The 25883-nt window shown below is 73.3% G+C and carries 18 protein-coding genes; 7 read left to right on the top strand and 11 right to left on the bottom strand.

Translation table 11 applies throughout. The features are described from left to right. Positions 1–822 precede the first annotated feature (822 nt). A complete protein-coding gene (locus AB0I21_RS25975; protein WP_360564882.1) occupies positions 823–1494 on the top strand; it encodes a response regulator transcription factor in 672 nt (223 codons plus the stop codon). After that, positions 1491–2135, top strand: a complete 645-nt coding sequence (locus AB0I21_RS25970) for a hypothetical protein (RefSeq protein WP_360564880.1) — start codon at positions 1491–1493, stop codon at positions 2133–2135. Before AB0I21_RS25975 ends, AB0I21_RS25970 begins: the two co-directional genes overlap by 4 nt. On the opposite strand, the gene AB0I21_RS25965 is transcribed toward AB0I21_RS25970, so the two are convergent. Further along, positions 2115–3608 (bottom strand): DUF4419 domain-containing protein, encoded by a 1494-nt coding sequence (locus AB0I21_RS25965; protein ID WP_360564879.1) that lies wholly within the window; start codon positions 3606–3608, stop codon positions 2115–2117. The two genes, AB0I21_RS25970 and AB0I21_RS25965, sit on opposite strands and share 21 nt — an antisense overlap. A gap of 45 nt (positions 3609–3653) precedes the next feature. Further along, positions 3654–4019, bottom strand: coding sequence for a nuclear transport factor 2 family protein (locus tag AB0I21_RS25960; RefSeq protein WP_360564877.1), 366 nt, complete (start codon positions 4017–4019; stop codon positions 3654–3656). Between the two features lie 57 nt (positions 4020–4076). On the opposite strand from AB0I21_RS25960, the gene AB0I21_RS25955 reads away from it, so the two are divergent. Beyond that, positions 4077–4703: a CGNR zinc finger domain-containing protein gene (locus AB0I21_RS25955; protein ID WP_360564875.1), complete on the top strand. Its 627-nt coding sequence runs from the start codon at positions 4077–4079 to the stop codon at positions 4701–4703. 83 nt (positions 4704–4786) lie between these two features. On the opposite strand, the gene AB0I21_RS25950 is transcribed toward AB0I21_RS25955, so the two are convergent. The 9 genes from AB0I21_RS25950 to AB0I21_RS25910 form a co-directional block, all read right to left on the bottom strand. Further along, positions 4787–5332 carry an ABATE domain-containing protein gene (locus AB0I21_RS25950; RefSeq protein ID WP_360564873.1) on the bottom strand — a complete coding sequence of 182 codons (546 nt, stop codon included), beginning with the start codon at positions 5330–5332 and terminating at the stop codon, positions 4787–4789. Positions 5333–5476: 144 nt separating this feature from the next. After that, on the bottom strand, positions 5477–9022 hold the full coding sequence (locus AB0I21_RS25945) for an SDR family NAD(P)-dependent oxidoreductase (RefSeq protein WP_360564871.1): 3546 nt from the start codon (positions 9020–9022) through the stop codon (positions 5477–5479). After that, a complete protein-coding gene (locus AB0I21_RS25940) occupies positions 9019–9789 on the bottom strand; it encodes an alpha/beta fold hydrolase (protein ID WP_344509494.1) in 771 nt (256 codons plus the stop codon). The genes AB0I21_RS25945 and AB0I21_RS25940 overlap by 4 nt, the downstream gene beginning before the upstream one ends. Positions 9790–9829: 40 nt before the next feature. Next, entirely contained in the window at positions 9830–13147 is a 3318-nt protein-coding gene (locus tag AB0I21_RS25935; RefSeq protein WP_360564869.1) for an amino acid adenylation domain-containing protein, read from the bottom strand. A 133-nt stretch (positions 13148–13280) separates the two neighbouring features. After that, positions 13281–14018 carry a thioesterase domain-containing protein gene (locus tag AB0I21_RS25930; RefSeq protein WP_360564867.1) on the bottom strand — a complete coding sequence of 246 codons (738 nt, stop codon included), beginning with the start codon at positions 14016–14018 and terminating at the stop codon, positions 13281–13283. Then, on the bottom strand, positions 14018–15037 hold the full coding sequence (locus AB0I21_RS25925) for a methyltransferase (protein WP_360564865.1): 1020 nt from the start codon (positions 15035–15037) through the stop codon (positions 14018–14020). Before AB0I21_RS25925 ends, AB0I21_RS25930 begins: the two co-directional genes overlap by 1 nt. A 1-nt stretch (position 15038) precedes the next feature. Next, the gene (locus tag AB0I21_RS25920) at positions 15039–16256 is read right to left on the bottom strand and encodes a cytochrome P450 (RefSeq protein ID WP_360564863.1); all 1218 of its coding nucleotides are present in this window, start codon (positions 16254–16256) and stop codon (positions 15039–15041) included. A gap of 147 nt (positions 16257–16403) precedes the next feature. Next, on the bottom strand, positions 16404–18329 hold the full coding sequence (locus AB0I21_RS25915) for a non-ribosomal peptide synthetase (RefSeq protein WP_360564862.1): 1926 nt from the start codon (positions 18327–18329) through the stop codon (positions 16404–16406). Positions 18330–18442: 113 nt separating this feature from the next. Further along, the gene (locus tag AB0I21_RS25910; protein WP_360564860.1) at positions 18443–19861 is read right to left on the bottom strand and encodes an MFS transporter; all 1419 of its coding nucleotides are present in this window, start codon (positions 19859–19861) and stop codon (positions 18443–18445) included. 214 nt (positions 19862–20075) lie between these two features. On the opposite strand from AB0I21_RS25910, the gene AB0I21_RS25905 reads away from it, so the two are divergent. From AB0I21_RS25905 to AB0I21_RS25890, 4 genes are all read left to right on the top strand, one after another. Then, positions 20076–23378 carry a condensation domain-containing protein gene (locus AB0I21_RS25905; RefSeq protein ID WP_360564858.1) on the top strand — a complete coding sequence of 1101 codons (3303 nt, stop codon included), beginning with the start codon at positions 20076–20078 and terminating at the stop codon, positions 23376–23378. Between the two features lie 240 nt (positions 23379–23618). After that, on the top strand, positions 23619–24089 hold the full coding sequence (locus tag AB0I21_RS25900; protein ID WP_360564857.1) for a hypothetical protein: 471 nt from the start codon (positions 23619–23621) through the stop codon (positions 24087–24089). Between the two features lie 44 nt (positions 24090–24133). Beyond that, positions 24134–24538, top strand: a complete 405-nt coding sequence (locus tag AB0I21_RS25895) for a PaaI family thioesterase (RefSeq protein ID WP_360564855.1) — start codon at positions 24134–24136, stop codon at positions 24536–24538. A gap of 122 nt (positions 24539–24660) precedes the next feature. Then, positions 24661–25188, top strand: coding sequence for a DinB family protein (locus AB0I21_RS25890; RefSeq protein ID WP_360564853.1), 528 nt, complete (start codon positions 24661–24663; stop codon positions 25186–25188). Positions 25189–25883 lie beyond the last annotated feature (695 nt).

The raw sequence follows: 25883 nt of genomic DNA, 5'->3' as shown, positions 1-25883 counted from the left end.
CGGGCCGTAACTCAGATGGCGCCGGAGCGCAGCGGACGTGATGACACCCTGAGCGGACCCATGCACAGCAGAGGCCGACGGACCATGAGCCGCTGCTCAGACCGGCACCGAACCGCGACGGAGGTGACGGCATTAGCGCCCTGTCGCGCAGCGGAGGCCCACGGACCAGGGGGCGCGGCTCCAGCTGACGCCGACGCCGATGAGCGCAGCAGACGTGACGGACATGCGCGCACCCGAATACAGCGGACGCCCGCATGAGCAACCCGAGGCTGCGAAGGGGCGCGAACCGTGAGCACGAGGTTCAGCTCACGCCAGCGCGGAGCACGGGGAAGGGCGCCAAACATGAACGCCTCGATCGTAGCGAAGGACGCGAACCATGGGTACAGGGGGCAGCTCACGCCGATGTCAGATGCGCAGCGGATGCGACGGACATGAACGCCCCGCACACAGCGGAGGCCTGCGAACATGGGCTGGAAACCGGGCGGGCGCCGGAGCGCAACGGACGTGACTACATGAGCGTCCCCGGGCGCGGCGAAGGCCTGCAGGTATGGGCGAACCGTACAGCTCACGCCGAAACGCAGCGGGGGTGACGGCATGAGCGCCCCGTCGCGCAGCGGAGGCCCACACGGTTGAGCCCAAGCCAGCGTCGAAGCACAGTGGGCGTGATGGCATGAGCGGTCCCGAGCAGGGCGGAGGACCACGAAACATAGGCTGGAACTCATGGCGTGACGGTGTGAGCGCACCCGGACGCAGTGGAGGGACGCGAGGCATGGGTGCACGGTTCAGGGCAGGGCGGCGTCGGGGAGCGGTGGAGGTGATGGTGTGAGCGATGGTCCGGTGAAGGTGCTGCTTGCCGACGATCAGGCGTTGGTGCGGTCCGGGTTCAAGATGCTGCTCGACGCTGAGGACGACATCGTCGTGGTCGGGGAGGCGGCCGATGGTGCGGAGGCGGTGGAGCGGGTCCGGGCCACCCGGCCTGATGTCGTGCTGATGGACATCCGGATGCCTGAGCTCGACGGTATCCAGGCGACCGGGCGGATCGCGGGCATGCGCGGGCTTGAGCACGTGCGGGTGCTGATCCTGACCACGTACGACACCGACGCCTACGTCTTCGAGGCGCTCCAGGCGGGGGCGAGCGGCTTCCTGCTCAAGGACGCGGGGCCGGCGGAGCTGCTGCACGCCGTGCGGGTGATCGCCGCGGGTGAGGCGTTGCTCGCCCCGAGGATCACCCGGCGGCTCATCGCGCAGTTCACCGCGGGGCGGGCGGCCGTGCGGGTGGCCGAGGACAGGCTCGCCGTGCTGACCCAGCGGGAGAGGGAGGTCCTCACGCTCGTGGGGCAGGGTATGAGCAACGACGAGATCGGCGCGGCGCTGTTTCTCAGCCCGGCGACGGCGCGTACGCACGTGAGCCACGCGATGGTGAAGCTCGGTGCGCGGGACCGTGCGCAGCTCGTCGTCATCGCGTACCAGACCGGCCTGGTCACCGTCCGGTGAGCGCGTACGAGTGGGTGGCCCGGGTCGGCGGTGAGGGCGGGCCGCTGCTGGTCTGCGCCGAGGCGTCGTTCGCCGGGTGGGGCGGGGCGGTCCTGGACGACGACTACGAGCTGGACCCGGCGTGTGACTACGCCCGTGCCCACGCCGTCCTGTACCCGGAGGACGACGATGAGCTCGAGGCGGGGCTGGTCCGGTTCGGCGCGGACCAGGTGGGCCTGGTGTGGGAGATGGACGGGCCGGGCGGCGCGGACGTCGCTGCCGGCGGTGACGGCCTGCTCGTCGTGCGGTCATGGGTGCGCAACAGCGACGCCCCGCGCCGGTACGCCGCCGGGGCCGCCGCACGCGAGCGGGAGCGGCCGGTCGCGGAGCTGGAGCTGGAACTGAGCGGCGGACAGGTCGCGGTGGTGTGGGCGCCGGCCGGTGCCGCCGAGGCGACGCGGACCGGCAACCGGCTCGACCTGGAGCACATGCTCGGTGTCGGCGCCGTCCTGCCGCTGGCGCCCGGCCGGTACCGGGCAAGCTGCGGCTGGCTGGAAGGCCGGCGAGGGCGGTACGCACCGGCCGAAGAGCAGCACGGCCCGCCGGTCGAGGGCAACGACGACGACTGGAGCTGCCGCTGGCTACGCCTGACCCAGCTGTGAGAGGCGGCCGGTCTCCAGGTGCGCGACGTCGCCGCCGGAGTCCAGGGCGGCGGAGAGCAGGATCGCGAGGGATGTGCCGAGCACCGGCACGTCCGCTGGGTCGTCCACCATCTTCGGCAGGAAGTCGCGATCGCCCGGCGTCGCGGCCTTGATCCGGCACAGTACCCACGACACCGTCTGTGTCTGCCAGTGCGCGATCGAGCCGATGGTGCGACCGTCCGCCAGCTCGAAGAGCGTGACGCCCCACAGCTGGTCGTCACCGGTCGTGAACGAGCGGCGCTCGTCCGCCGGCGGCAGTCGCCACGCGCCGTCGAACAGGGTCGCGGAGCCGACGCGGTGGTAGAGCGCGACGACCTCGGCGGTCCCCTCCACGGACCCTGACCGGGGCAGCTCGCCCACCGGGGTCGTGTCGTGGTCGCGCACCATCCGGTCGATCACGTCGTCGATCTCGAGCGCCGCCTCCGCCAGGTGCCAGCCGGCGACCGGTCGCAGGGCGCCGTCCGGGTCCTGGGCGACCGCGACGAGCCCGGCGTGCAGTGCCACCACCCCGTTGTCGCCGCCGATCTGGTCGTTGACGTGCACGACCACCCGCGACAGCGTGGCCGGCACCGATGAGCTGCGGATGCCGGGCCCCTGGTTCCTGGGGACGTCCCGCGGTTCGCCGACGGGCAGGTCCAGCATCGGGTTCGGGCGGTCGACGGCCGAGTCGGCCAGGTACGGGTAGAAGCGGGTGACCCAGCCGGTGATGACCTCGCCGCCGTACGCGTCGACGGGGCTGTAGATCCGCTGCCAGAAGGCGACGTCCGGCGCGCCGGACGCGGCCCGGACGAACTCGTCGAGGATCGGCGCGAGCGACCGGCACCAGGTGTCCAACCCGAAGCGCTGGAGCGCGTCGACCCGTCCGCGGATGCGCCGCCAGTCCTCGACGGTGCCGGTCAGGGTCACCGACGGGATGCCGCAGACCGCGACCAGCCACAGCGCGAAATACGGCGAGTACGCGTCCAGCAGCACCACCCGCCCGGCGGTCCGCTCGACCGGCGTACTGGTGGAGAAGTCGCACTCGAACAGCTCGGCGTCCTCGATCTCCTTCGCGAGCAGGCCGGCGAACTGGTCGGTCAGCACCGCCCATGAAGCGGCGTCCTGCGGCACGGGACCGTCGATGGTGACGGCGAGCTTCTTGCGGCCGGCGTGCCGGACCAGCAGCGGCCGCAGCTCCTCGGCGTGCAGGCGGATGTGCTGGGCGACGCCCTGCGCGATGGTGAGCCAGACCGCGTCGGGCGACAGTACGAGCGGCCGGTGGTCGGCGAACGCCCGCGCGACGGCGCTCAGCAGCGGGTGCACCCCGTCGGGTTCGAGCACCGCCAGCCCGAGGTCGCCGCCGACGGCCAACGCGTCCGGGAACAGCCCGCCCAGCGGGCGGGTCGGCAGCGGCGCGGCGGCGGGCGTGACGTCATCGACTCCGAACGTGACCACCCGCCGACTGTAAGGCCCCGGTCAACGGACCGGGGCCGACCCTGCTCAGACCTCGGTCTGCTGGTGGAACACCGAGCGCCATCCGTCGTCCTCGCGGGCGTACACACTGGTCGCGAGGACCTGGAACTTCTGCTGCTCGTCGTCGATCAGCGCGGTCACCGTCGCCTTGTACGTCACCAGGGCGCTGTCCTCGCTGATCTGCACGACCTTCAGGTGGCTCAGGTCGGTCTTGAGGAACGGGTTCTCGTTCTTGGTGACGTTCGGGACGATGTCCGCCTTACCGGCGACGCCATGTTTACTGACGGTGAGAGCATCCTCGCGTACGACCCGTTCGTAGAAGTCGCCGTCGCCTTCGCGGTTGGCCCGCCACATTTCCTTCTCGAGGTCCTTCAGCTCCGTTGCGATGGTCATGTCGACCCCCCTTCCGCACGTTGGATACCCGGGGTCCGCACCGGTTAAACTGGTTACATGCACCCAGGCATCCACGTGCTGACCAGTGCGTATGGGCAACGGTTCTCGTTCGATCCCGGCAGTCTCGGCGTCGAGCTGCTCGCCACGGGCGGGCCCGGCGCTGGCCGCCGGTGGGAGATCCTGCACCGGCCCGCCGACCTCGCGGACTGGCTGACCCGCACCCGGCTCGCCGCGCCCGCGCTGCTCACTGTGAGTGACCTCCGGATCGGGGCGACGGATCTGGAGCGGGTCCGGCACCTGCGGGACACGTTCTGGTTGATCGCGCCCGCCATCGCCCACGGCCGCCCGGTCGACGCGGCGGCCGTGGAGGTCCTCAACGGCTATGCGGACGCCCCGCCCCGCTTCCGCGTCGACGCCGCCGACCTGGTCCGGCGGTGGGTCACCCCGGTCACCGGGCGGCAGGTGCTCGCCGCGTTCGCCCGCGACGCGCTCACCGTGATCGGCACCCCCGCGCTGCGCGACCGGCTCCGCGAGTGCGCCGGCGACCCGTGCCAGCTGATCTTCCTCGACTCGTCCCGCCCCGGGAACCGCCGCTGGTGCTCGATGGAGCGGTGCGGCAACCGCAACAAGGCCCGCAGCCACCGCAACCGGCGTGCTACGCCGACCGAAACCGCGACGGCCTGATCCGGCCCGCGCAGCGTAGTGCCGAGCACCCGCCCGGCGACGGCTCGACGTGCAACGGCGCCGCGGCCACCGCAACCGGCGTGCTACGCCGACCGTGACCGCGACGGCCTGACCCGGCCCGCGCAGCGTCGTGGCGAGCACCCGCCCGGCGACGGCTCGACGTACAGCAGCCCGCAGCCACCACACATCCGGACGTGCGCCGCGAGCGGCCCGCCGAACAGCTCGATCGCGTCCCGGGCGAGCAGCGACAACACCTCCGGCACCCGCACCACGCCCCGCACGGCGGCGGTGCCGTCGGCTCGCAGCTCCGGCACGGGAGGGGTGAGCGCCGCGGCGGCGTTGAGCGTGAGCCGGTCCACGACACTTGTCGCGGTTTTCGCCATGGTACGAGCGGCGGCGCGACGCACGGCATGCCGCAGTGCGTGCACGGGATCGATGTCGACCGCGGTCGCCACGATCGGGTCGAGCCCGGTCACCACTCGGAGCCAGCGGCCCAGCTCGTCCGGCCCGCTCAGCAGCTCCACCCTCCCGTGCTCGCGGTCGCCGGCCGTGTGCACCAGATCGAGCGCCATGCGCCCGCTACGGAACCTCTGCGCCTCACCCGCGCCCGACCCGTCCAGCCGCGCCATCCGCCCACCCTAGCCCGCCCCGCCCGCCCAACGAGAGGCCTCTTCCTCGGGCCGGCACGGTGTGAGACGAACCTTCCCCCATTCAGACGTTGGTCAATGCCCGAAGGACCCGGCGCGGGGTGCGCCGGGTCCCGGGTGGTGCGGTCAGGCGGCGATGGTGGCGGCCAGGGCGCGCACTGTCGGCGACTCGTAGAGCGAGCCGACCGTCACCGGCGCGCCGAGGCGGTCGCTGAGGGCCTGGGCGAGCTGCAGCGCGCGGACCGAGTCGCAGCCCAGGCTGAAGAACGAGTCCTCCCGGCCGATGCGGGGGACGGCCAGGACGTCGGCGGCGGCGTCCGCGACGAGCTGCTCCACTCGGCCCTCGGGGGCCGTGTAGCCGGCGCCGCCGGTGCCGATCGCGGCGAGGATCGCGGCCGGGTCGGGGGCGCCGCTGCGGTCGCGTTCGATGCGGGTCGTCACGCCGACGCGGGCGAAGATGCCCTCGCGCGCGAGGCGGGTGGCGACGGCGGAGCGGACGCGCTCCGGGTCCTCGCCGGGGGAGGGCACCACGGCGACCGCGATGGTGCCGCCGCGCAGCTGGTCCGCGGCCAGGAACGGCTTGATCTGCTCGTTTTCCGGGTCGGCGCCGATCAGCAGGTGCACGGCACCGGTGTGCAGGGCGCCGAGGAGTGCCACGGTGCCGTGGGCGGGGTCGATCAGGGACAGGCCGCGGTGCCGGGCGGCGGCGACCAGGGGGCTGCCGTCGTTCATGCCGGGGCCGTCCCACATGCTCCAGCCGATGCTCTGCGCCCGGCGGCCGGTCGCCGCCCAGCGGTGCGCCCAGCCGTCCAGGACGGCGTTGGCGGCGGCGTACGCGCCGAAGCCGGTGCCGCCGAAGAGGCCGTTGACGGACGAGAAGAGCACGACGGCGGTGCCAGGGCGGGTCGCCAGGAGCTGGTCGATCGCGGCGCAGCCGCCGGCCTTCGGGCGCAGCATGCCGGCGAGCCACTCGGGGGACTCGGCCCGCAGCTCGTGCCGCGACAGCTGCTCCCACTGCGGCGCGACGGGAGCGCCGGCGAGGTGCAGCACCAGGTCCAGTCCGCGGCCCCAGGACGTCTCGGCGTCGGCGACCGCGGCGGACAGGGCGGTGGCGTCGGCGACGTCGGCGGCGCGGTACATGACCTCGCCGATCGACGTGAGGATCTCCAGGGCCTCGCGGGAGCCGTCGTCGAGCCGCGACGCGGGGGTCCGGCCGACGATGAGCAGCCGCGCCCCGTGCCCGGCGACGAGGTGCTCGGCGACGGTGCGGCCCAGCCCGCCGAGGCCGCCGGTGATGAGGCAGGTGCCGCCGCGCGGCAGGACGTCGGCGGGGACGTCGAACGCCTCGGGCAGCGTCGTGGTGCGCAGCCGCTGCACGAGCGGCCGGCCGTCGCGCACGGCGACCACGGTCTCGTCGTGCCGCATGCCCGCCAGGGCGGCGAGGTCGTCGTCGGTCGCGTCGGCGGGCGCGTCGATGAGCGTGATCCTCGCGGCGAGGCGCTCCGAGGCGGCGGTGCGGACCAGCGCCGTCAACCCGGCACGGTCCGGCTCGACCAGGTCGCCCTCGACGGCGTGGACGGCGCCACGGGTGAGGACGGCGAGCTCGTCGTCGGGCCCGAGCGTCCTGGCGACGGCGAGAAAGTCGCCGAGCACGTCCCGGTCACCGTCACCGTTGGTGGCGTCGAACAGCACCCGCGTCGCCGGTCCGCGCTCCAGCGGCGTGCCGGCGGGCTCCCAGACGACGGAGAGCGCCGCGGTGCCGGCCTGGTCCGCGGCGTCCGAGGGGCCCGTGGAGTCGGCGTAGCAGCGGTCGTCGAAGTCGCCGGCGCGCCAGCCCGACAGGAGCCGCTCCCGCTGCACCTTCCCGCCGTTCTGCCGGGGGAACTCCTGCTCCGTCACCGGCACCAGGTACGTGGGGCGCAGCGCCAAGTCCCGGGACAGGGCGGTGCGGATGTCGTCGACGAGCGCCGGCACGTCGTCGGTGTCCGGGACGAAGAAGACGACCAGGGCGTCGGTGCCGGTGTCCTCGTCGGGCACACCCGCGACGGCCGAGCACGCGGGTCGTACACCGGCGACCTGCTCCACGACGGCCTCGATCTCGTGCGCGGGGAAGTTGGCCCCGTTGACGATGACCATGTTCTTCTGGCGCCCGGTGAGGAACAGCCGGCCGTCGCGCAGGAAGCCGAGGTCGCCGGTGTCGAACCAGCCGTCGGCGGTGAAGCTCTCCGCGTTGGCCTTGTCGTTGTGGGCGTAGCCGTTCTGGACGGTCGTGCCGGAGATGTGCAGGCGGCCGACGCGCCCCTCGGGGAGCACGGCACCGTCCGGGCCGACGATCCGCAGCGCCACGCCGGGGATCGGCGCGCCGACCTCGGTGACGACGACCGCGCCGGGGGTGCCGGCGGGCAGCTCGCGCAGCGCGCCGTCCAGGGACGCGGGCACCAGCGCGATCGTGCCGGCGGCCGGGTCGTCGCGGTGCATGCGGGAGTACGTGACGCCGGACGACGTCTCCGACATGCCCCAGCAGGGCACCATGGCGTCGGCGGGCAGGCCGTGCGGGGCGAGCAGCTCCACGAACCGGCGGGCGGTGCGGGCGACGACGGCCTCGCCGGCGTTGCAGATGTTGGTGAGCGTGCCGAGCTTCCAGGAGCCGGCGGCGATCTCGTCGGCGCGCTGCGTGACGAGCGAGAACGCGAAGTTGGGCGCCCAGGTGCAGGTGGCGCCGAAGCGGTCGACGCAGTCGAGCCACAGCAGCGGACGGCGGATGACGGACTCGGTGCGGACGTTGACGTGCTCGCAGGTGAGGAACACGTCCCGCAGGTTGAACATGATCATGCCGCCGACGTGGTCGAGCGGCATCCAGTTCAGCGAGACCTCGTCCTGCGTGAAGCCGTTCGCAAAAATGGTCGCGTACGTGCGGGCGACGATCGTGCGGTGGCGGTGCTGCACGCACTTCGGGGTGCCGGTGCTGCCGGACGTGAGCAGGTTGACGATGAGGGCCTCGGGGTCCGGCACATCCCAGGAAGCCGGCTCCTCCGAAGGCAGAGTGTCCGCGGCGAGCACCCGCAGCGCGGGCAGCCGGTCGGCGAGGGATTCCACGCCGGACAGCAACGCGGCGTCGGCGATGACCGGCGGCTTGCCGAGCAGCTCCCACGCGGAGGCGAGCTTGCGCACGGCGGCGTTGTCGGTGTTGTACTCCGGAGCCGGCGCGACCGCGGTCGGCATGAACCCGCCCAGCACGCACGCCCACCAGGCGGTGACGAAGGTGCGGCTGTCGGCGCACTGCAGCAGCACGGCGTCGCCGGGCGTCAGGCCGTGCCGGCGCAGGCCGCTCAGGACGCGGCGGGCCTCGTCGTAGAGCTCGGCGTAGGTCTGCCGGTCGGTGTTGCCGTCCGGGAGCACGTACGTGGTGCCGCGGCCGGGCGCGACGCGGGCGGCGCGTTCGAGGGCCTCGGGCAGCGTCGCCACCGCGTCGGGCGGCAGCACCGGCGAGGGGCCGCGCACGAGGGCGGGACGGTCGGCGGGGATCTCCGCACCGGAGGGGAGGCCGGTGGTGGCCTGCCCTCCCGAGACGCGGGACGCGGCAGCGCGGAGCTTGCGGTCGTACACGGCGGCGGCGTCCTGCACACCGGCGGCTCCGGCGGCGATCCGGGCGATGGTGTCGGTGGTGCTCACGGGGGTGTCCTTCCGTCCAGGGCGGCGGCGATCCCCCCGGCGGCCGCCGCGGTCAGTCCGACGATGAAGTAGTGGCCGCCCTCGACGGTCACGCCGGTGCGCCCGGCGGTGGTCTGCTCGGCCCAGCCGGCCAGGGCGGTCTCGTCGACCGAGCCGGTCGTGCCGCGGACCGTGGTGATCGGGACCGGCAGCGGCGGGCGGGGGCGGTGCCGGTAGTTCTCCCAGAGCGCGAAGTCGTGGCGCAGCACGGGAAGCAGGAACTCCAGCAGCTGCGCGTTGCCGGCGACCGCCTCGGGCAGCCCGCCACGGTCGCGGATGGACGCCAGGAGGTCCTCGTCGGACCGCAGGTGCAGCGGCGCCGGGGGCGGCGGGGCCTGCGGTGCCGGCTGCTCGGCGGCGATCAGCCGCTGCGGCCAGGTCCCGAAGCGCCGGCCCATCTCGTGCGCGACCTCGTGGGCCAGCAGGGCGCCGGCGCAGTGGCCGTACAGGGCGTAGGGCATCGTCGTGTACGGCCGCAGCGCGATCGCGCACGCCGTGACGAGCCCCGGGATGCTGGCCGGCAGCGGCTCGCGGGACCGGTCCTCGTGCCCGGGCGGCTGCACCGCCAGGACCTCGATCCAGGACGGCAGCAGCGCCGCCATGCCCTGGTAGACCGACGCGCCGCCGCCGGCGAACGGCAGGCAGACCAGCCGGAGCCGGGCACCCTCCCGGGGCACCCGGCGCACCCACTGCGAGTCCGCCGTGAAGGTGACCGTCGCAGTCGTCATGCCGCCACCTCCGCCGCGCTCTGGAGCCGTCCCGACCCGCTCATCGGGCGTCCAGTTCGGCGGCGAGCTCGGCGAGCTCCTCGTCGCTGCGCCCCTCGACCGCCGCCAGTGCCTCGGCGAGGGCGTCGCGCTGCGAGCCCTGCGTGGCGCCGGCCGCGTCGACGAGCGCGGACAGGCCGGACACGGTCGGGTTGGCGAAGAATTCCGCGATCGGCACCGCCACCCCGAACACCGAGCTGACCCGCGACGACAGCTGGATCGCCTGGAGGCTGGTGCCGCCGGCGGCGAAGAAGTTCACGTCGTTGCCGATGCGGGCGCCCAGCAGCGGGGCGAAGACCTCCTCGCGCATGGTGCGCTCGGTCGGCGAGCTGTTCTCCTCGTCGGCCTCGGTGAGCTCCTCGACCGCGGCGAACTCCACCGTGGGCAGCCGGCGCCGGTCGATCTTGCCGCTCGGGGTGAGCGGCACCGCCTCCAGGGGCACCAGCACGGAGGGCACCATCGCCGACGGCAGCCGGCCGGCCACGGCGGAGCGGACGGTGTCCAGTTGCAGCTCCCCGGCGCGCTCCGGCACCACGTACGCCATGAGCAGCGCACCGGTGCGAGGGTCGTTGGCGACCTCGGCGACCGCCTGGGCGACGCCGTCGACGGCCTGCAGCGCGGCCTCGACCTCGCCGAGCTCGATCCGCACGCCGCGGACCTTCACCTGCCGGTCGGCGCGGCCGACGAACTCCAGCTCGCCCTCGTCGTTCCACACGGCGAGGTCGCCGGTGAGGTACCGGCGGGAGCCGGGCGGGCCGTCGGGGTCGGGGCGGAACCGGTCGGCGGTCAGGTCGGGCCGGCCGAGGTAGCCGCGGGCGACGCCGAGGCCGGCGATGGCGAGCTCACCGATCGCGCCGGCGGGCAGGACACCGGCGCCGGCGGCGTCGACGACGTAGGCGCGGTGGTTGTCCATCGCCCGGCCGATCGGCGGCGACGACGTCCACTCGCCCTCGCACCGCTTGGCGACGACGGTCACGGTGGTCTCGGTCGGGCCGTAGCCGTTCCAGAAGCCGCGGCCGCGGGCCCACCGGGTGGTCAGCTCGCCGGTGAACGCCTCGCCACCGACGAACGCGACCCGCAGCTCCGGGTAGTTCTCGGGGGCGAGCAGCTCCATGATGGCCGGCGGCAGATCCACGACGGTGATCCGCTGCTCGCGCAGCACCCGGTCGAGCTCGTCGACGTCGCGGCGCTGGTCCTCGTCCATGACGTACAGCTCGGCGCCGTTGAGCAGCGAGCCGAAGATCTCGAACACGGACACGTCGAAGCCGGGCGAGGCGAAGTGCAGCACCCGGTCGGCGGGGGTGAGGTCGAACATGCCCCGCACGGTCCGCACGAAGTTCGCGGCGTTGCGGTGCTCGACGATGACGCCCTTGGGGCGGCCGGTGGAGCCGGAGGTGTAGATGACGTACGCGGCGGACGCGGGCGGCACGACGGCCGGCGCGCACCGGTGGCACGCCTCCTCGTCATCCGGCACGCTCGCCGGGTCGGTGCCGACGACGATCCGCAGCGGCTCCGGGACCCGGCCGGCGGTGCCGGCGGAGACGACGACGGTGTCCGCGCCGGTGTCCTCCAGGATCATGGCGAGCCGTTCGTCGGGCTGGCCGGTGTCGATCGGGACGTAGGCGGCGCCGGCGCGCATGATGCCGAGGACGGCGGCGATCAGCGCCGGGCCGCGCTCCATGACGACGGGCACCAGGTCGCCGAGGCCGACGCCGGCGGCGACGAGCTGGTCGGCGATCCGGCACGACCAGCTGTCGAGCGTGCGGTACGTGACGCTGCCGTCCTTCCACCGCAGCGCGGTCCGCGCGGGGCCGGCCGCGACGACATCGGCGAAGAGCTCGTGCAGCGTCGTGTCGGCGGGCTCGCCGATCGGGGCGTTCCACCGGTCCAGGACGTCCGCGCGCTCCTCGGCGGTGCCGAGCCGGGCGTCGCCGAGGGGGCGGTCCGGCTGGGCGGACAGCACTTCCAGGGTCTGCAGGAAGCGGTCCAGGAGACGGGTGGCGGTGTCGCGGCTGTACAGGGAGGTCGCGTAACGGACGGCCGCGGTGGGCCGCGCTCCGCCGGCGACCTCCAGGGCGAGCTCGAACGTGCCGGCGCCGGCGTCGACCTGCTCGCAACCTATGCGCACCCCGTCGGCCTCGACCGGGACGGCGGGCTCGCCGGCGTCGGCGAAGCCGATCTGCACGAGGGGCAGCCGGCCGGCGTCGGGCTCGACGCCGAGCGCGTCGAGGACCAGCTTGAAGGGCAGCGCCGCGTGCTCGGCGCCGGCCTCGCGGGCGGCGCGGACCTCGGCGACGACGGCGGCGAAGCTGTCGGCCTCGTCGAGCTCGACCCGCAGCGGCACGAGGTTGCCACAGTCGCCGACGAGCAGGTCGGGGTCGAACGGGCCGGGGACGTCGGTGGGCACGCCGATGGTGAGGTCGCTGCGGGCGGTGTGCCGGGCGACCACGACGAGGAACGCGGCGAGCAACGCGTCCCGGCCGGCGTCGCCGAGCGGCGCGGGGATCGGCGCCCGGACCACGTCGCTGGAGAGGTCCAGCAGGCGCGGGCGGGGGTGGTCGGTGGGCAGCTCGGTGCCCTCCCAGCCGGCGAGGGCGCCGCGCCAGTGGTCGCTCGCGTCGCGGACGCCGTCCTGCCGGCACCAGTCGCGCTGCCAGCTCGCGTAGGCGCCGAAGTCGGCCGCCGGCTCCTTCCACTGCGGTGCGGCGCCGGCGACCCGGGCCTCGTAGGCGACGCCGAGGTCGCGCTGCAGCACGCGGGCGGAGCGGGGGTCGAGCACGATGTAGTGGCTGGTGAGCACCAGCAGGTGCCGCTCGTCGCTGCCGCGCAGCAGCTTGAACCGGACCATCGGGCCGGAGTTGAGGTCCAGGCCGCGGCGCAGCTCGTCCTTCACGACCTCGTCGGCGCGGGCGCGCAGCCGGTCGCCGGTGCTGTCGGTGCCGTCAGTGCCGTCAGTGCCGTCAGTGACGTCTTCGACGTCGAGCCGGACGTCCTGCGGCGCCGGCTGCACGTGCTGGGTGCCCTGCTTGTCGTCGTCGGGGAACGTCGAGCGCAGCACCGTGTGCCGCTGCTGCAGGTCCGCCAGGGCCGCGCGCAGCGCCTCGGGCTTCAGCGGGCCCTCGATCGGGAAGGCGAAACCGAGACCGTAGGCCCGGCTGCTGGGGGCGAACCGGTCGAACAGCCACAGCTGCTCCTGCCGGAACGACAGCGGGGCCGATCGGATCCCCGAGGAGACGCCCTCCAGGCGGGCCAGCAGCTCGTCCCGGCGGTCCCCGGGGAGCTGGCGCAGTCGACGAAGCAGTTCGCTCTGTTGAGGCATGCCACGGTCCTCCCAGTCGATTCATTACAGACTATACAGACTTCGCCGACTCTGCCATTCAGGCTGCATAGTCGGCAGACGACGGGACCCCGGCACCGGGGGCGTGCCGGGGTCCCGTCCTGCGGGAATCCGCTCAGCCGGCCGTGAGCCGGTCCGCCAGCACCTGGAGAAGCGACGGCGGAGCCTCCAGGAAGCTGTAGTGCGTCCCGGACAGCAGCACCTTCTCGTACGGCGCCCACAGCGGCCACCCGGTCATCAGGCCGTGCGGCACCTCGACGTCGGCGTCCCAGCCGATGCCCGTGATCGGGCACTGCACGGTGCCGGCCGGGCGCCAGTACACCCGGTTCGCCTCGACGTCGGCCTCCATGGTGTCGATGAACAGGTCGACGAGCTCCTCGGCCTGCGCGGCGCCGGCGCCCATCGCGGCCAGCAGCCCGGCGATCTCGGCGCGCAGCCCGTCCTCGTCGAGGCCCAGGAACCGGCCCCACGGGCCGTCCTGCGGCGCGACCTGACTCGACATGAAGCACTGGTGCGGCGGCGGCAGGCCGCGCTCGCCGGCCTGGATGACCGTCTCGAACGCCGGCAGCGCGCCGCCGCAGTGCCCGAACACGGCCCACGGGCGCGCGGTGACGAGGTCACCGATGTCGTCGAGCATCGCCTTCGTGACGTCCTGGTAGGTGCCGAAGTGCGGCTCCCGCATCCGGTTCTCCCGGAAGGGGTGCTGGATCGGCACCACCTCGGCGTCGCCGACGGTCAGGGGCCACGCCTTGTACATCGAGGCGCCGCAGCCGGAGTACGGCATGGCGAGCAGGAGCATCTTCGCGTCGGGGGACGGCTCCCGCAGGAACCAGCGTCGCTGTTGCGCGTCCATCACACCTTCTCCCCGATCACCACGCCGTTCGCGCCGGGCGAGTCGAAGCGGACGGTCCGCACGTCGGCGCACCCCGCGTCGCGCAGCCAGCCGCTGTACTCGGCGGCGGTGTAGTTGCGGCCCCAGCAGCCGACCAGCATGTTCATGCTCATGAGGGCCGCGTCGGCGGGGCCGGTCTTGTCGTCGTCGACGAGCAGCTCGCTGATGAGCAGCGTGCCGCCGGACGGCAGCGCGTCCAGGCACGCGGCGATGATCTTCCGGTTCTGCGCCTCGTCCCAGTCGTGCAAGATCATCGACAGCAGCACCGCGTCGTGCCCGCCCGGCAGCGCGTCGTTGAAGAAGTCCGCCGCCGCGGTGCCGACCCGCCGCGACATGCCGGCCGCGTCGATGCGCCGCTGGGCGAGGCCGCACACGTGTGCCAGGTCCAGCACGGTGCCGTGCAGGTGCTGGTACTGGCGGCACAGCTCCAGCAGGGTGGCCCCCGCCCCGCCGCCGACGTCCAGCAGGCGCCGCACCCCGGACAGGTCCACGGCCCGGGCGAGGTGCCGCGCGGTGAGGGTGGAGAAGGCGAAGAGCCCGTCCCAGAAGGAGTCCGGCCGGTTGCCCTCCTCGAACATGTTGCGGTCGGGGTCCGGCACCGGCTTGGTCGGCGCGTCGGTGCGCACCGCCTCGGTCGCCTTGAGCCAGCCGGGCGCGGTGTACTTGGCGACCATCTGCACGTAGTCGGCGAAGTAGTCGGGGCGGCCCGGCACCAGGTACGTGTCCGCGACGGCGCTGTTGTGGTAGCGGCCGTCGCGCTGCTCCAGCAGCCCCAGCGCGGTGCACGCGGTCAGCAGGATCTCCGCCGGGCGGCCGGCGATGCCGGCGCGGCTCGCGAACTCGGCCGCGGTGGCGCCGCCGCCGGCGAGGGTCTCGAACGTGCCGATCTCGATCGCCGCCGTCAGCGTCTGGGACCGCCACAGGCCGGTCGCCAGGTCGATCAGCAGGGTCGGCGGCGGTGCGGTGGTCACGTCGGTCATGTCAGCGCTCCTCCTCGGCACGGAACCGCACCGGCAGCCGGTCGTACATGATGTGCCGGCCGTTCTCGAAGTGCAGCTCGCTCGGGCCGGCGAGGTCGAAGACGGGCAGCTCGGCCAGCTCGTCCAGTACAGCGGCGAACTCCGACCTGGCGAGATGCACGCCCATGCAGTGGTGGATGCCGTGGCCGAAGCTCAGGTGGTGGTGGGAGTTGCCGCGGTCGGGGTCGAACGCGTCGGGGTCCGGGAACTTCTCCGGGTCCCGGTTGGCCGCGTCGAAGAGCAGCACCACGCGGGCGCCGGCGGGGATGACGGTGTCGGCGACCGTGACCTCGCGGGTCGTGACGCGGGTGAACCGGTCGGTGGGGCACCAGCGCCGCAGCGCCTCCTCGGCGACGGCCGCGCGCAGCTCCGGCTCGCGGCGCAGCCGCAGCTGCAGCCCCGGGTCCTGGCCGAGGGTGTGCACCAGGCGGGTGATCGAGTTCATCGTGTTGTCGTGCCCGGCGACGCAGAAGCTGACGATGATGGAGTACAGCTCCTCGTCCGGCAGCGGCCGCCCGTCGCGCTCCATCGCGGCCAGCTTCGCGATGTAGCCGCCGTCGGGCTCGCGCCGCACCCGCTCGATCTCCTCGGCGAGGATGTCGTGGAAGGCGGGCCAGAACTTGCTCGCGTCCTTGTCGGTGGAGATGTAGGTCCACATCGTCTTCGTCGCCGCCCGGACGCGGCTGCGGCAGGCGTCGGACAGCCCGAACGCCACGCCCAGCACCTCGATCGCGAACGGCTCGGCGAGCTCGGCCATCAGGTCGCCGTGCCCGCGCGCGGCCACCGGCGCCAGAAGCCGGTGCGCCATCTCGCGCAGCCGCGGCTCCAGGTCGGCGATCGCCTCGCGGGTCACCGGCGCGGCCATCCGGTCGCGGATCTCGCGCTGCTGCGGCGGGTCGAAGTCGATGGGGGAGAACATCGGCATGCCGTCGGCGCGCGGGAAGTGCACCCCGCGGGCCGAGCTGTAGGTCTGCCAGTCGGTGAGGGCGGCGCGGACGTCCGCGTAGCGGGACAGGATCCACACGCCGCCGTAGGCGGGGGAGTAGGTGACACCGCGGTCGCGGATCTCGCTGTTGACGCGCTGCGCGGTGTACGGGGTGTATCCGGGGTCGTGATGGTCGAACGCGGTCACCAGCCTGTCGGTGGCGACATCCGCTTCCATGGTCGTGCCGGCATCCATGCCTGCCTCCAAGCCGGGTCGGTGGGCCCATGGGGGTTCCCATGGGCCCTGTGACGTTCTTGGGGTCTCGTGTACTGGGCAGCGCCACGCTGGGCGCGCTACTGGGTCTCTCGGCGTCTCTCGGCGTCTCTCGGCGTCGATCGGCGTCTATCGGCGGCGCGGGGTGATCGGGGGCAGCGCGGGGGTCGCGGCGGCCTCGGGTGCGGCGCCGATCAGTCGCGCCAGGCCGCTGACGGTCGGGTCGGTCACCAGGTCGTTCATCTCGACGCGGGTGCCGAGGTCCTGCTCGATGAGACCCTGCAGGCGGGCCAGCAGCAGCGAGTCGCCGCCGAGCTCCAGGAAGTGGTCGTCGGCACCGACCTTCTCGACGTGCAGCAGGTCGGCGAACAGCCGCGCCAGCTCGGTCTCCGTGCCGGGGGCGGGCGCCCGCCAGGAGCGCGCGGGGCGGCCGCGGGCCCAGTCCGCCGGGGGGAGCCGACGGCGGTCGATCTTGTTCGACGTGTTCAGGGGCAGCTCGTCGAGCTGGACGAAGGCGACCGGGATCATGAAGTCCGGCAACCGCTCCAGGGCGTAGTCGCGCAGCTCGAGGGGCGCGACGTCGGCCTCGCCGGCTTCGGCCGTGAAGCACGCGACGAGCCGGCGCTGGTCGCCGTCCATCACCGCGACGACGGCGACCTGGCGGACGCCGGGGTGCCGGCCGAGGACCCATTCGACGTCACCGAGCTCGACGCGGTGCCCGCGGATCTTCACGATGTCGTCGATGCGGCCGTGGTGCTCCAGGATGCCGTCGGGGCGGAACCGGCCCGCGTCGCCGGAGCGGTAGATCCTGCTGCCCGGCGCGCCGAACGGGTTGGGGCGGAAGCGGTCCGCGGTCTGCGCCGGGTCGCCGAGGTAGCCGAGGCTCAGGCAGTCGGAGTCGATCCACACCTCGCCGATGCCGTCACCGACCGGGGTCAGGCCGTCCTCCTCCAGCAGGTGCACGGTGACGCCCTCGATCGGGCGGCCGACCGGCGGCGCGGACCGGCGGTCGGCGGCCGTCGCCGTGGACGGCGTGCACCGCAGCGGCCACGGGTGGACGGAGTTGGCGACCTGGAAGGCCTCGAGGCTGCCGTACGAGACGGCGACCTCGAACGGCAGGTCCGGCGGACCCCACTTGTTGAGCCGGTCGCCGCCGAGCGTGAGCAGCCGCAGCGGGGTCTGGCCCGGCCACGGCAGGTTCTGCAGCACCTCGCCGACCGGCGTGATGACGAAGCTGAGCGTGATCTCCTCCCGCAGGAGCCAGTCGCGCAGCGCGGGCGGCGACGCGATCACGTCGTGCTCGCCGATGACGATCTGCGCGCCCTGCCAGAGCAGGCCACCGACCTCGTGGATCGCGATGCCGGCCCCGGCCGCGCCCAGCCACGAGCCGCGGTCGGCGGCGGTGGTGCCGTTGATGGTGGCGCTGCGGGCGGCGCTGAGCGCCAGCCACGAGTGCTGCGCGAGGACGATCTTCGCCGCTCCGGTGGAGCCGGAGGTGAACATGGCGTAGGCGAGCTCGTCCCGCCGCGCCGCCGGGCCGGGGTCCGGCAGGTGCCCGCGGGCCGGCACGCCGGCGTCGATGGTGACCACGGGCAGCCCGCCCGGGACCGGCGGCGTGGGGTTGCCGCCGCCCGGGCAGGGCGCCACGGGCACCCCGACCGGGACGGGCGGCACCTCGGCCGCGTCGGGGCAGTGCGCGGCCGCCACCACGGCGGCGGGGCGCCCCGCCGCGATGGCCCGGTTGAAGCGCTCGACCGGCACCGAAGGGTCCAGCGGCATGCAGATGCCGCCGGCCTTCAGGCAGCCGAGCATGCCGACCACCCACTCGATCGAGCGGCCCAGGTACATGGCGACCATGTCACCGCGCCGCACACCCAGGACCGACAGCTCGTGGGCGAGCTGGTTGGCCTGCTGGTTGAGCTCGCCGTAGGTCAGCTCCCGGTCGCCGTGCCGCACGGCCGGCGAGTCCGGGGCGCTGTGGGCGAACCCCTCGATCCGGGAGACCAGGGTCGCCGTGCCTGCTCGGACGACCGGGGCTTCCTGCTGGGTGATCATGTCTGCGATTCCTTCCCTGCTTCTCAGGCGACCGGTTCTCAGGCGACCGGTTCTCGGGCGACCGGTTCTCGGGCGACCGGTTCTCGGGCGACCGGTTCTCAGGCGGCCGGTTCTCAGGCGGCCGGGACGACCACTCGCTCCTGCTCCGGGACGTCGTCGATCAGCTTGTGCACCCGGCCCGCGAGGACCCAGAGCACGGCGACCACGGCCAGCGCGGCGGCCAGGTAGAAGGCGGTCACGTTGGTGAAGGCCACGGCGATCGCGCTGCCCAGCAGCGGACCGGCGGCGTTCGCGCCCCAGACGAACGGCAGGGCGACGCCACCGACGCGGCCCATCGCCTGCGGCGGCGTGGCCTTCTGGATCAGCGTCATCACACCGACGTTGCCGACCGGCGTGGTGAACGACGAGATGCCCTGCGAGATGATCAGGATCGTCACGGCCGTCGCGGTGTTGCCGAACTGGGCGAACGGCAGCAGCAGGAACGCGACCACCAGCATCGAGTGGGTCAGCAGCAGCGTGCGGCCCATGCCGAGACGCTCGTTGATCCGGCGGGACAGGATCGCGCCGAGGATGACCGGCGTGCCGCCGACACCGAGCACGAGACCGATCTGCGCGGCGCTGAGGTGCAGGTCCTGGTAGCCGAACACGATGATCATCGCGAGGACCATGGACACGGCCGTGTTGCCGAAGGTGGCCATCAGCGTCAGGTAGCGCAGCAGCCGGTTGCCGAAGGTCATCGACACGCCGCCGCGCAGGTCTTTCAGGGTCGCCTGCACGCCGCCGGGGCGGGGCTGCGGGGCCGGCTCCTTGAACTTCACGAGCATCAGCGACAGCCCGGCGAACAGGTAGGTGACGGCGTCGGCGGTGATCGCCCGCGCCGCGCCGAGCGCGCCGACCAGCGCACCACCGGCGCTACGGCCGAAGATGAGCGCGACGGACCGGCTCAACTGGGTCTTGGCGTTGCCGTCGACCAGGTCCTCCCGCGGCAGCAGCTGCGGCAGGTACGCCTGGTAGGCGAGCTGGAAGACCACGTCGAAGATGCCCTTGAGCACCGCCGCCACGTACAGGTGGGTGATGGTCAACCCGTCGAGGGCCCACAGCAACGGCAGCGAGCCGAGGATGAGGAACCGGGCCAGGTTGGAGATCTGCATCATCATCCGCCGGTTCAGGCGGTCGGTGAGCACCCCCATCACCGGGGCGAGCAGCACGAACGGGATCCACTGCAGCGCGATCAGCAGACCGACGCCGAGTGCGCCCTCACCGAACACCAGCACGGCGAGGGACGGCAGCGCGATGACGCTGATCTCGCTGCCCAGCAGGCTGATCGACTCACCGCCCCACACGAGGGCGAAGTCGCGGTTGCGCAGCACCGAGGGGCGGCGACCGCCGGGGGCGGGCGGCTTCCCGCCACCGGGGGCGGCGGGCGGCGCGGCGCCGGCCGGGCCTTGCGGCGTCCTGGGGGCGCCTTCCGGGCGTGCTTCGGCCCGCTCCGTCTGTGCGGGTGTCCTGTTTTGCGCGTTGGTTGAGGTCATGCCCCATGACTCCTCTGCGGGAATTCGTGCGAGACGCTCGTATTCCGGTGCGCGGGTCTGCGCGGCTGTCGGCACGAGTCTTCACCCACACACCACAACTGCCGACGGCCCTCACCGTAACTCGACTCTGCAGACAGCGCATCTTGCGGGGCCAGAAGCCACCCGAACCGGTCACTTCGCGCGCGATTCTCACGCAGTGAGTTATCGTATCTTCATGAGAGACTGTGAAGACTTCATGCCCCTCGCGGTCATCCAGGAGCACTTCTGGTCCTCCGACGCGTCGGCGGCGGAGCAGGCCCCGCTGACCGAGTGCGTGGCGCTCGCCGTCCCCGGCCGCCTGGACCCGGACGCGTTGCGCGCCGCGGTCGGCGCGCTGCTGGCGCGGCACGAGGTCCTGCGCACCGCGCTGCGGCTGCACGACGGCGAACCCGGCCAGACCGTGCTCCCCGTGCCGGACCCGCTGCCCGTCACCGTGCTCGACGAGCCGGCCCCTTCCAGTAGCGACGCGCTGGTCCGGTTCGCCGCCACCGGGATCGACCCGTCGTCCGGCTGCGGGATCGCCTTCCTGCTGCTGCACGGCGACGGCGAGGACGTGCTCGCCCTCGCCGTGCACCACATCGTCGCCGACGCCACCGCGGTCCGGTTGCTGCTGGCGGAGCTCGCCGCGGACTACACCGCCGCGCTCGCCGGGCGCCCCTCGACGGTGCCGGAGCCCGAGCTGCAGTACGGCGACTTCGTCCTCTGGGAGCGCGAGGCGCTGCTGCCGGCCACCCAGGACACCGACACCGCGTGGTGGAGCGAGACCCTCCGCGACGCGCCCACCAGCCTCGACGTGCGCCCCGACCGGCCGCGCCGGCGGATCCGCCGCGGCGTCGGCAGCCGCGTCGAGCTGGTCCTGCCGGGCGTCGGCGGGCCCGAGCTGCGCGCCGCCGCCCGGGACCTGCACAGCTCGCCCTACGCGTTGTGCCTCGCCGGCTGGGCCGCCACGATCGCCCGCTCCACCGGCCGCGACGACCTGATCCTCGGCGTGCTCGCGGCCAACCGCGGCGCGCCGCAGCTGGAGACGCTGGTCGGGCAGCTGTCCAACACCGTCCCGCTGCGCCTGGACCTCGGCGGCGCCCCCGACCTGCCCGAGACGGTGGCCCGCTGCTCGAAGCGGGTCGCGGCGGCGATCGAGCACGTGCGGCTGCCGTTCAACCGGATCGTGCGGGCCGCCGCCGCGCCGCGGCCGACCGACCGGACGCCGCTGATCCAGCACCTGTTCCTGCCGCGCGTGGACGCGGTCGGCGACCTGCGCTTCGGCGGGCTGCCGGTGCGGGTCCTGGACGTCGAGCGCGGCCGGGGCCGGTTCGACACCGTCGTGGAGATCGAGTTCTCCGACGAGCGGGTCCGGCTGTGGCTGGAGTACGACGGCGACCTCTACACCTCCGAAGGCGTCCGGGCGCTCGTCGACGACTACGCCCGGGTGCTGCGGCAGTGGCTCGCGCGGCCGGAGCTGCGGCTGCCGGAGCTCGACCTGCACGCGCCGGAGCCGGCGCCCCTGGCCGGGGACGGCGACGAACAAGTGCGCCTGGACCTGCCGGACGGCACGCCGGTGACGCTGACCCTCGACCGTTCCCGCGGCGCACAGGACTGGCCGGTCCTGACCGGTGTCGACGCCGGCGAGGAGCTGCGGCTGGCCGACGGGCTGTCGCCGCACCAGCCCGCGGCGCTGCTGCTCGGCGGCGCGCCCACCGGGCTCACGGCGCGCCGGGACGTCGGCGGCCGCCTCGAGATCGTCGACGGCCTGCCCGCGGCCGCTTCAGTCGAATCCGGGCCGGCCCGCCCCGACGGCCCGGACCGGCTGCTCGACCTGATCGTCGAGATCTGGGCGCAGTCCCTGGAGAAGCCGGGCCTCGCGCCGGACGCGGACTTCTTCGAAAGCGGCGGGCACTCGCTGCTCGCCACCCGGCTCGTCGCCGACATCCAGGAGGCGCTCGGCGTGCGGGTGCGGGTGCGCACCCTGTTCGAGAACCCCACCCCGGTGGAGCTGACCGGCGCGCTGCGCGCCGCGAACCCCGAGCTGGACGGCATGCTGGAGCTGGTCGCCGACCTGCCCGCTTCGGATGCTTCGACTGATTGGGCCGCTTCGGATGCTTCGACTGCTTCGGCCGCTTCGGGCGATTCGGTCGCTTCGGTCGTCGAGGACGACGTGGTCGTCGAGGTGCCGCTGCTGTCCGGGCAGCGGCAGCTGTGGCTGGCCGAGCAGGCCGACCCGGGCTCGCTCACCCACACGATCCCCCTCGTGCTCGACCTCACCGGGCCGATGCGCCCCGAGGCGTTCGCGGCCGCGGTCAACGACGTGGTCGCGCACCAGCCGGGGCTGCGGGGCACGTTCGTCGAGGTCGGCGGGCAGCCGGTACAGCGGATCCAGCCGTACACCGGGATCGACGTGCCGGTCCACGACCTGACCGGCCTCGACGCCGACGCGCGGGAGGCCGAGCGCGGACGGCTCGAGCACGACATCGCCTACACCGGCTTCGACATCACCCGCGGGCCGCTGCTGCGGGCGCGGATCATCCGCCTCGAACCCGAGCGGCACCAGGTGCAGCTGCTGTTCCACCACCTGGTCACCGACGAGGTGTCGATGACGCTGATCATGCGGGACCTCGCCGTCGCGTACGAGGCGCGGGCCGCCGGACGCGCACCGGCCCTGCCGCGCCACGAGGTCGGCTTCGCTGCCCTCGCCCGGGCCGAGCAGGAGCTGCTCGACGGCCCCGAGGGCGAGCGGCTGCGCCGGTTCTGGGCCCGCGAGCTCGCCGGCGCCCCGCCGCTGCGGCTGGACACCGACCGCCCGCGCGGCGACAAGGCGAGGTTCCGGGGCGAGTTCCTGGAGCGTCCCGTCTCCGCCGACGCGGCACGCACGCTGCGCGACGTGGCCGCCGCCGCGCGCACCACGCCGTTCACCGTGTTCTGTGCGGCCGTCGGCGTGCTGCTGCACCGGCTCAGTGGCCAGGACGACATCGTCATCGGCATCCCCACGGCGAACCGGACCCAGCGCGGCGCCGACCAGCTCGTCGGCTGCTTCCTCAACGTGGTCCCGGTCCGGCTCGACCTGTCGGGCAACCCGCGCTTCGACGAGCTGGTGCGGCGGGTCGGCGCGGCGGTGCTGCGCTCCTACGAGCACCAGCAGGCGCCGTTCGCCGACATCGTGCAGACCGTGCAGCCCCGGCGGGTCACCGGCGTACACCCGATCTACCAGGTCACGTGCGAACTGCAGCTGGAGTCGTGGATGCCCGCCGACCTCGCCGGGCTGGGCTGCGAATACCGCTTCATCTCCCACGGCACGGCCCGCTACGACATGGCCTTCCACGGGCTGCTGCGCCCGGCCGGGCTGTCGGCGATGCTCGAGCTCAACACGGACCTGTGGGACCACGCGTCCGGCTATCAGCGCATCGACCAGGTGCTGGAGCTGCTGGCCGCCGTCGCCGAGTCACCCGCGGCTCCGATCGGGGAGCTCGGTGGGGTGCGCCGGTGATGGCGTCACCCTATGGTGTATGTCCGTTGCAGAGAGTCAACAGGCTGTGGCGACTGCGAGACGCCGACCTGTCGAGAGCTTTACCAGGTCAGGCGAGGGTTTGAGCCCTCCGGGAGTGTCGCCTTTGGTGGGCTCTCAAGATTCGACCGCAGTATAGTATCGACAGGATCGCTGTGCTACTCGACATGCACCATTCCCTCGGCTCGCCCCGAGGTATTGCAAAGAATAAGGCGGACCACCATGGAATCCGATCAGGAGTACGTTGAAACGCACTACACGGTCAAGATCGTGGCCGAGAGCCCGGACGGCGACAAGCAGCCCGCCACCATCACAGCGCGGGTCCGGATCAACCAGAATCTCGAGGCGCAGGTCGTCGAGCTGTCGGTGATGGCGCCCGAAGGCGGGGCACTGCCGGTCAACGCGGCCCGTTCGATCGACTTCGACATGCTCGCCCGCTCGCTCAGCAGCGCCGTCGCCGCGACCGTGCTCAACGGGGCGACGCCGCCGGAGCCGGAGGAGCGGCAGGCCCGCCGCGCCAAGCCCGATCGGCCGTACCGGCGCATGCCCGACGCCGAGCTGGTCGCCGCGGAGCTGCGCCGCACCGGCAGCGTGGGGCAGCTCGCACGGCATTTCGACGTCCCCCGCTACACGGCCCAGGCCTGGGTGGACCGGCTGCGGCGCAATGGGCAGCTCGAGTTCTTCGACAGCTGACTGTCGACTCTGCAGACTCCGGCGGACACTGGGATACTCGAGTCATGACCGTGGACAAGCTTTCGCTTCCGCAGCGACTCGGACCCTATGTCGAGCACCTCGGCCTGCAGTTCGAGGAGGTCGGCCCCGACCAGGTGGTCGCCGCCTGGTCGGCCCGCGGCGACCTGCTGCAGCCGCACGGCATCCTGCACGGCGGGGTGCACTGCGCGGTGGTCGAGTCCGTCGCGAGCGTGGCCGCCGACCGGTGGCTCGGCGACAAGGGCACCGTGGTCGGGGTCAGCAACACCACCGACTTCTTCGCGCCGGTCACCGCGGCCAACGGCCGGCTCACCTCGACGGCGGTGCCCATCCACCGCGGCGCCACGCAGCAGGTCTGGGCGGTGGAGACGGTCGACGCGGCCGGTGGGCTCGTCGCCCGGGGGCAGGTCAGGCTGCAGAATCTGCGCTGATCGGCAGGCCTTTTCCCCGGGCTTCTCCCGAATGAGGGAACCCGCGCGGAACCCGGTCCGGCGGTCGTCGCGGCGGTCCTACGGTGCAGGCATCACCGCGACGACCGACGGGAGCCCGCCGCATGGACTGGCGCGCAGAGGTGCTCGACCAGCTCGACCTCTACTGGGAGCACAACCTGACGCCTGCGCTGACCGGCCTCACCGACGACGAGTACTTCTGGGAGCCGGTCAAGGACTGCTGGTCCGTCCGGACCGCGGCCGACGGCCGCGCCACGCTCGACGGCGGGCACGAGACCCCGGACCCGCCGCCGGTGACGACGATCGCCTGGCGGATGACGCACGTCTCGCTGCACGTACTGGGCCTCCGCACCAGCGCGCACTTCGGCGACGGCTCGCTGACGATGGCGACCGCGCAGCTGCCGGTGACCGCGGACGCGGCCGTCGCCGCGCTCAAGGGCCACTACCGTGACTGGCGCGACGCGGTGAGCGCGCTGGACGAGGCCGCCCTGGAGCGCCCGATCGGCGCGGCGGAGGGCCCGTGGGCCGACCGCCCGATGGCGACGCTGATGCTGCACGTCAACCGCGAGGTCATGCACCACGGCGCGGAGGTCGCACTGCTGCGCGACCTCTACCGCACCCACTTCGCCTGACCCGTCGCCGACGTACTCATCGTCGGCAAGCAGGTGTCGGCGATCCTCCAATCACCACCCCCGCACGGCGACCAGCAGTCCTCACCGCCATCTGACGACCGGACCGTGCCCCGGATTCTCCAGGTGCGACACCGACCATGCACATGAGAGCCGCCAGCCCCGCTGCGGGCCCTTACTCCCGAGTGATCGAAGTACGCTCCGGGCCGCCCGGACAACCAGATCCGTCCTTCGATCACCCACGGCGAAACGGCGGGCGCGGACAGGAGATGCCTGGTGCCGGGCAGCGGGCACGGGCGGGAGATGCCTGGCGGCGATGCCGGTCGGCGGCGGCCGGTGCCCGGCGAGTGCCCGCTGTTTCGTGGGCGGCGCGGAGCCCGGCTTCGGACCGCTGCGACTGCTGCGGTGCTCGACTGCTCGTGATCGAAGGACGTTCCGGGCTGTCCGGACGGCCAGTTCTGTCCTTGGATCACGGGTGGTGGGGTGGCGGGCTCGGATAGGAGTTGCCGGGCGCGGGGTGCCGGGCGCGGGGTGCCGGGCGGCGGGCGGTGGTGCTGGGCGGTGGCGCCGGCGGTGGCCGGTGCCTGGGGAGTGGGTCGCTGTTCCGTGGGCGCGCAAGGGCGGGGTTCGGGTCGCTGTGACTGCTGTGGTGCCCGCCTGCTCGTGATCGAAGGACGTTCCGGGCCGTCCGGACGGCC

The sequence above is a fragment of the Dactylosporangium sp. NPDC050588 genome, from assembly GCF_040654975.1.
In the GTDB taxonomy this organism is placed as follows: Bacteria; Actinomycetota; Actinomycetes; order Mycobacteriales; family Micromonosporaceae; genus Dactylosporangium; species Dactylosporangium maewongense.
Note: the sequence above shows the minus strand (reverse complement) of the source record. Positions and strands in the feature narration are given on the sequence as shown.

What these genes read in the sequence shown, in the direction of transcription:
- AB0I21_RS25890 (WP_360564853.1), top strand. Translation starts at nt 24,661, where the DNA reads ATGGACTGGCGCGCAGAGGTGCTCGACCAGCTCGACCTCTACTGGGAG.
- AB0I21_RS25935 (WP_360564869.1), bottom strand. Translation starts at nt 13,147, where the DNA reads ATGCCTCAACAGAGCGAACTGCTTCGTCGACTGCGCCAGCTCCCCGGG.
- AB0I21_RS25900 (WP_360564857.1), top strand. Translation starts at nt 23,619, where the DNA reads ATGGAATCCGATCAGGAGTACGTTGAAACGCACTACACGGTCAAGATC.
- AB0I21_RS25910 (WP_360564860.1), bottom strand. Translation starts at nt 19,861, where the DNA reads ATGACCTCAACCAACGCGCAAAACAGGACACCCGCACAGACGGAGCGG.
- AB0I21_RS25905 (WP_360564858.1), top strand. Translation starts at nt 20,076, where the DNA reads ATGAGAGACTGTGAAGACTTCATGCCCCTCGCGGTCATCCAGGAGCAC.
- AB0I21_RS25950 (WP_360564873.1), bottom strand. Translation starts at nt 5,332, where the DNA reads ATGGCGCGGCTGGACGGGTCGGGCGCGGGTGAGGCGCAGAGGTTCCGT.
- AB0I21_RS25915 (WP_360564862.1), bottom strand. Translation starts at nt 18,329, where the DNA reads ATGATCACCCAGCAGGAAGCCCCGGTCGTCCGAGCAGGCACGGCGACC.
- AB0I21_RS25955 (WP_360564875.1), top strand. Translation starts at nt 4,077, where the DNA reads ATGCACCCAGGCATCCACGTGCTGACCAGTGCGTATGGGCAACGGTTC.
- AB0I21_RS25940 (WP_344509494.1), bottom strand. Translation starts at nt 9,789, where the DNA reads ATGACGACTGCGACGGTCACCTTCACGGCGGACTCGCAGTGGGTGCGC.
- AB0I21_RS25960 (WP_360564877.1), bottom strand. Translation starts at nt 4,019, where the DNA reads ATGACCATCGCAACGGAGCTGAAGGACCTCGAGAAGGAAATGTGGCGG.
- AB0I21_RS25930 (WP_360564867.1), bottom strand. Translation starts at nt 14,018, where the DNA reads ATGGACGCGCAACAGCGACGCTGGTTCCTGCGGGAGCCGTCCCCCGAC.
- AB0I21_RS25895 (WP_360564855.1), top strand. Translation starts at nt 24,134, where the DNA reads ATGACCGTGGACAAGCTTTCGCTTCCGCAGCGACTCGGACCCTATGTC.
- AB0I21_RS25920 (WP_360564863.1), bottom strand. Translation starts at nt 16,256, where the DNA reads ATGGATGCCGGCACGACCATGGAAGCGGATGTCGCCACCGACAGGCTG.
- AB0I21_RS25925 (WP_360564865.1), bottom strand. Translation starts at nt 15,037, where the DNA reads ATGACCGACGTGACCACCGCACCGCCGCCGACCCTGCTGATCGACCTG.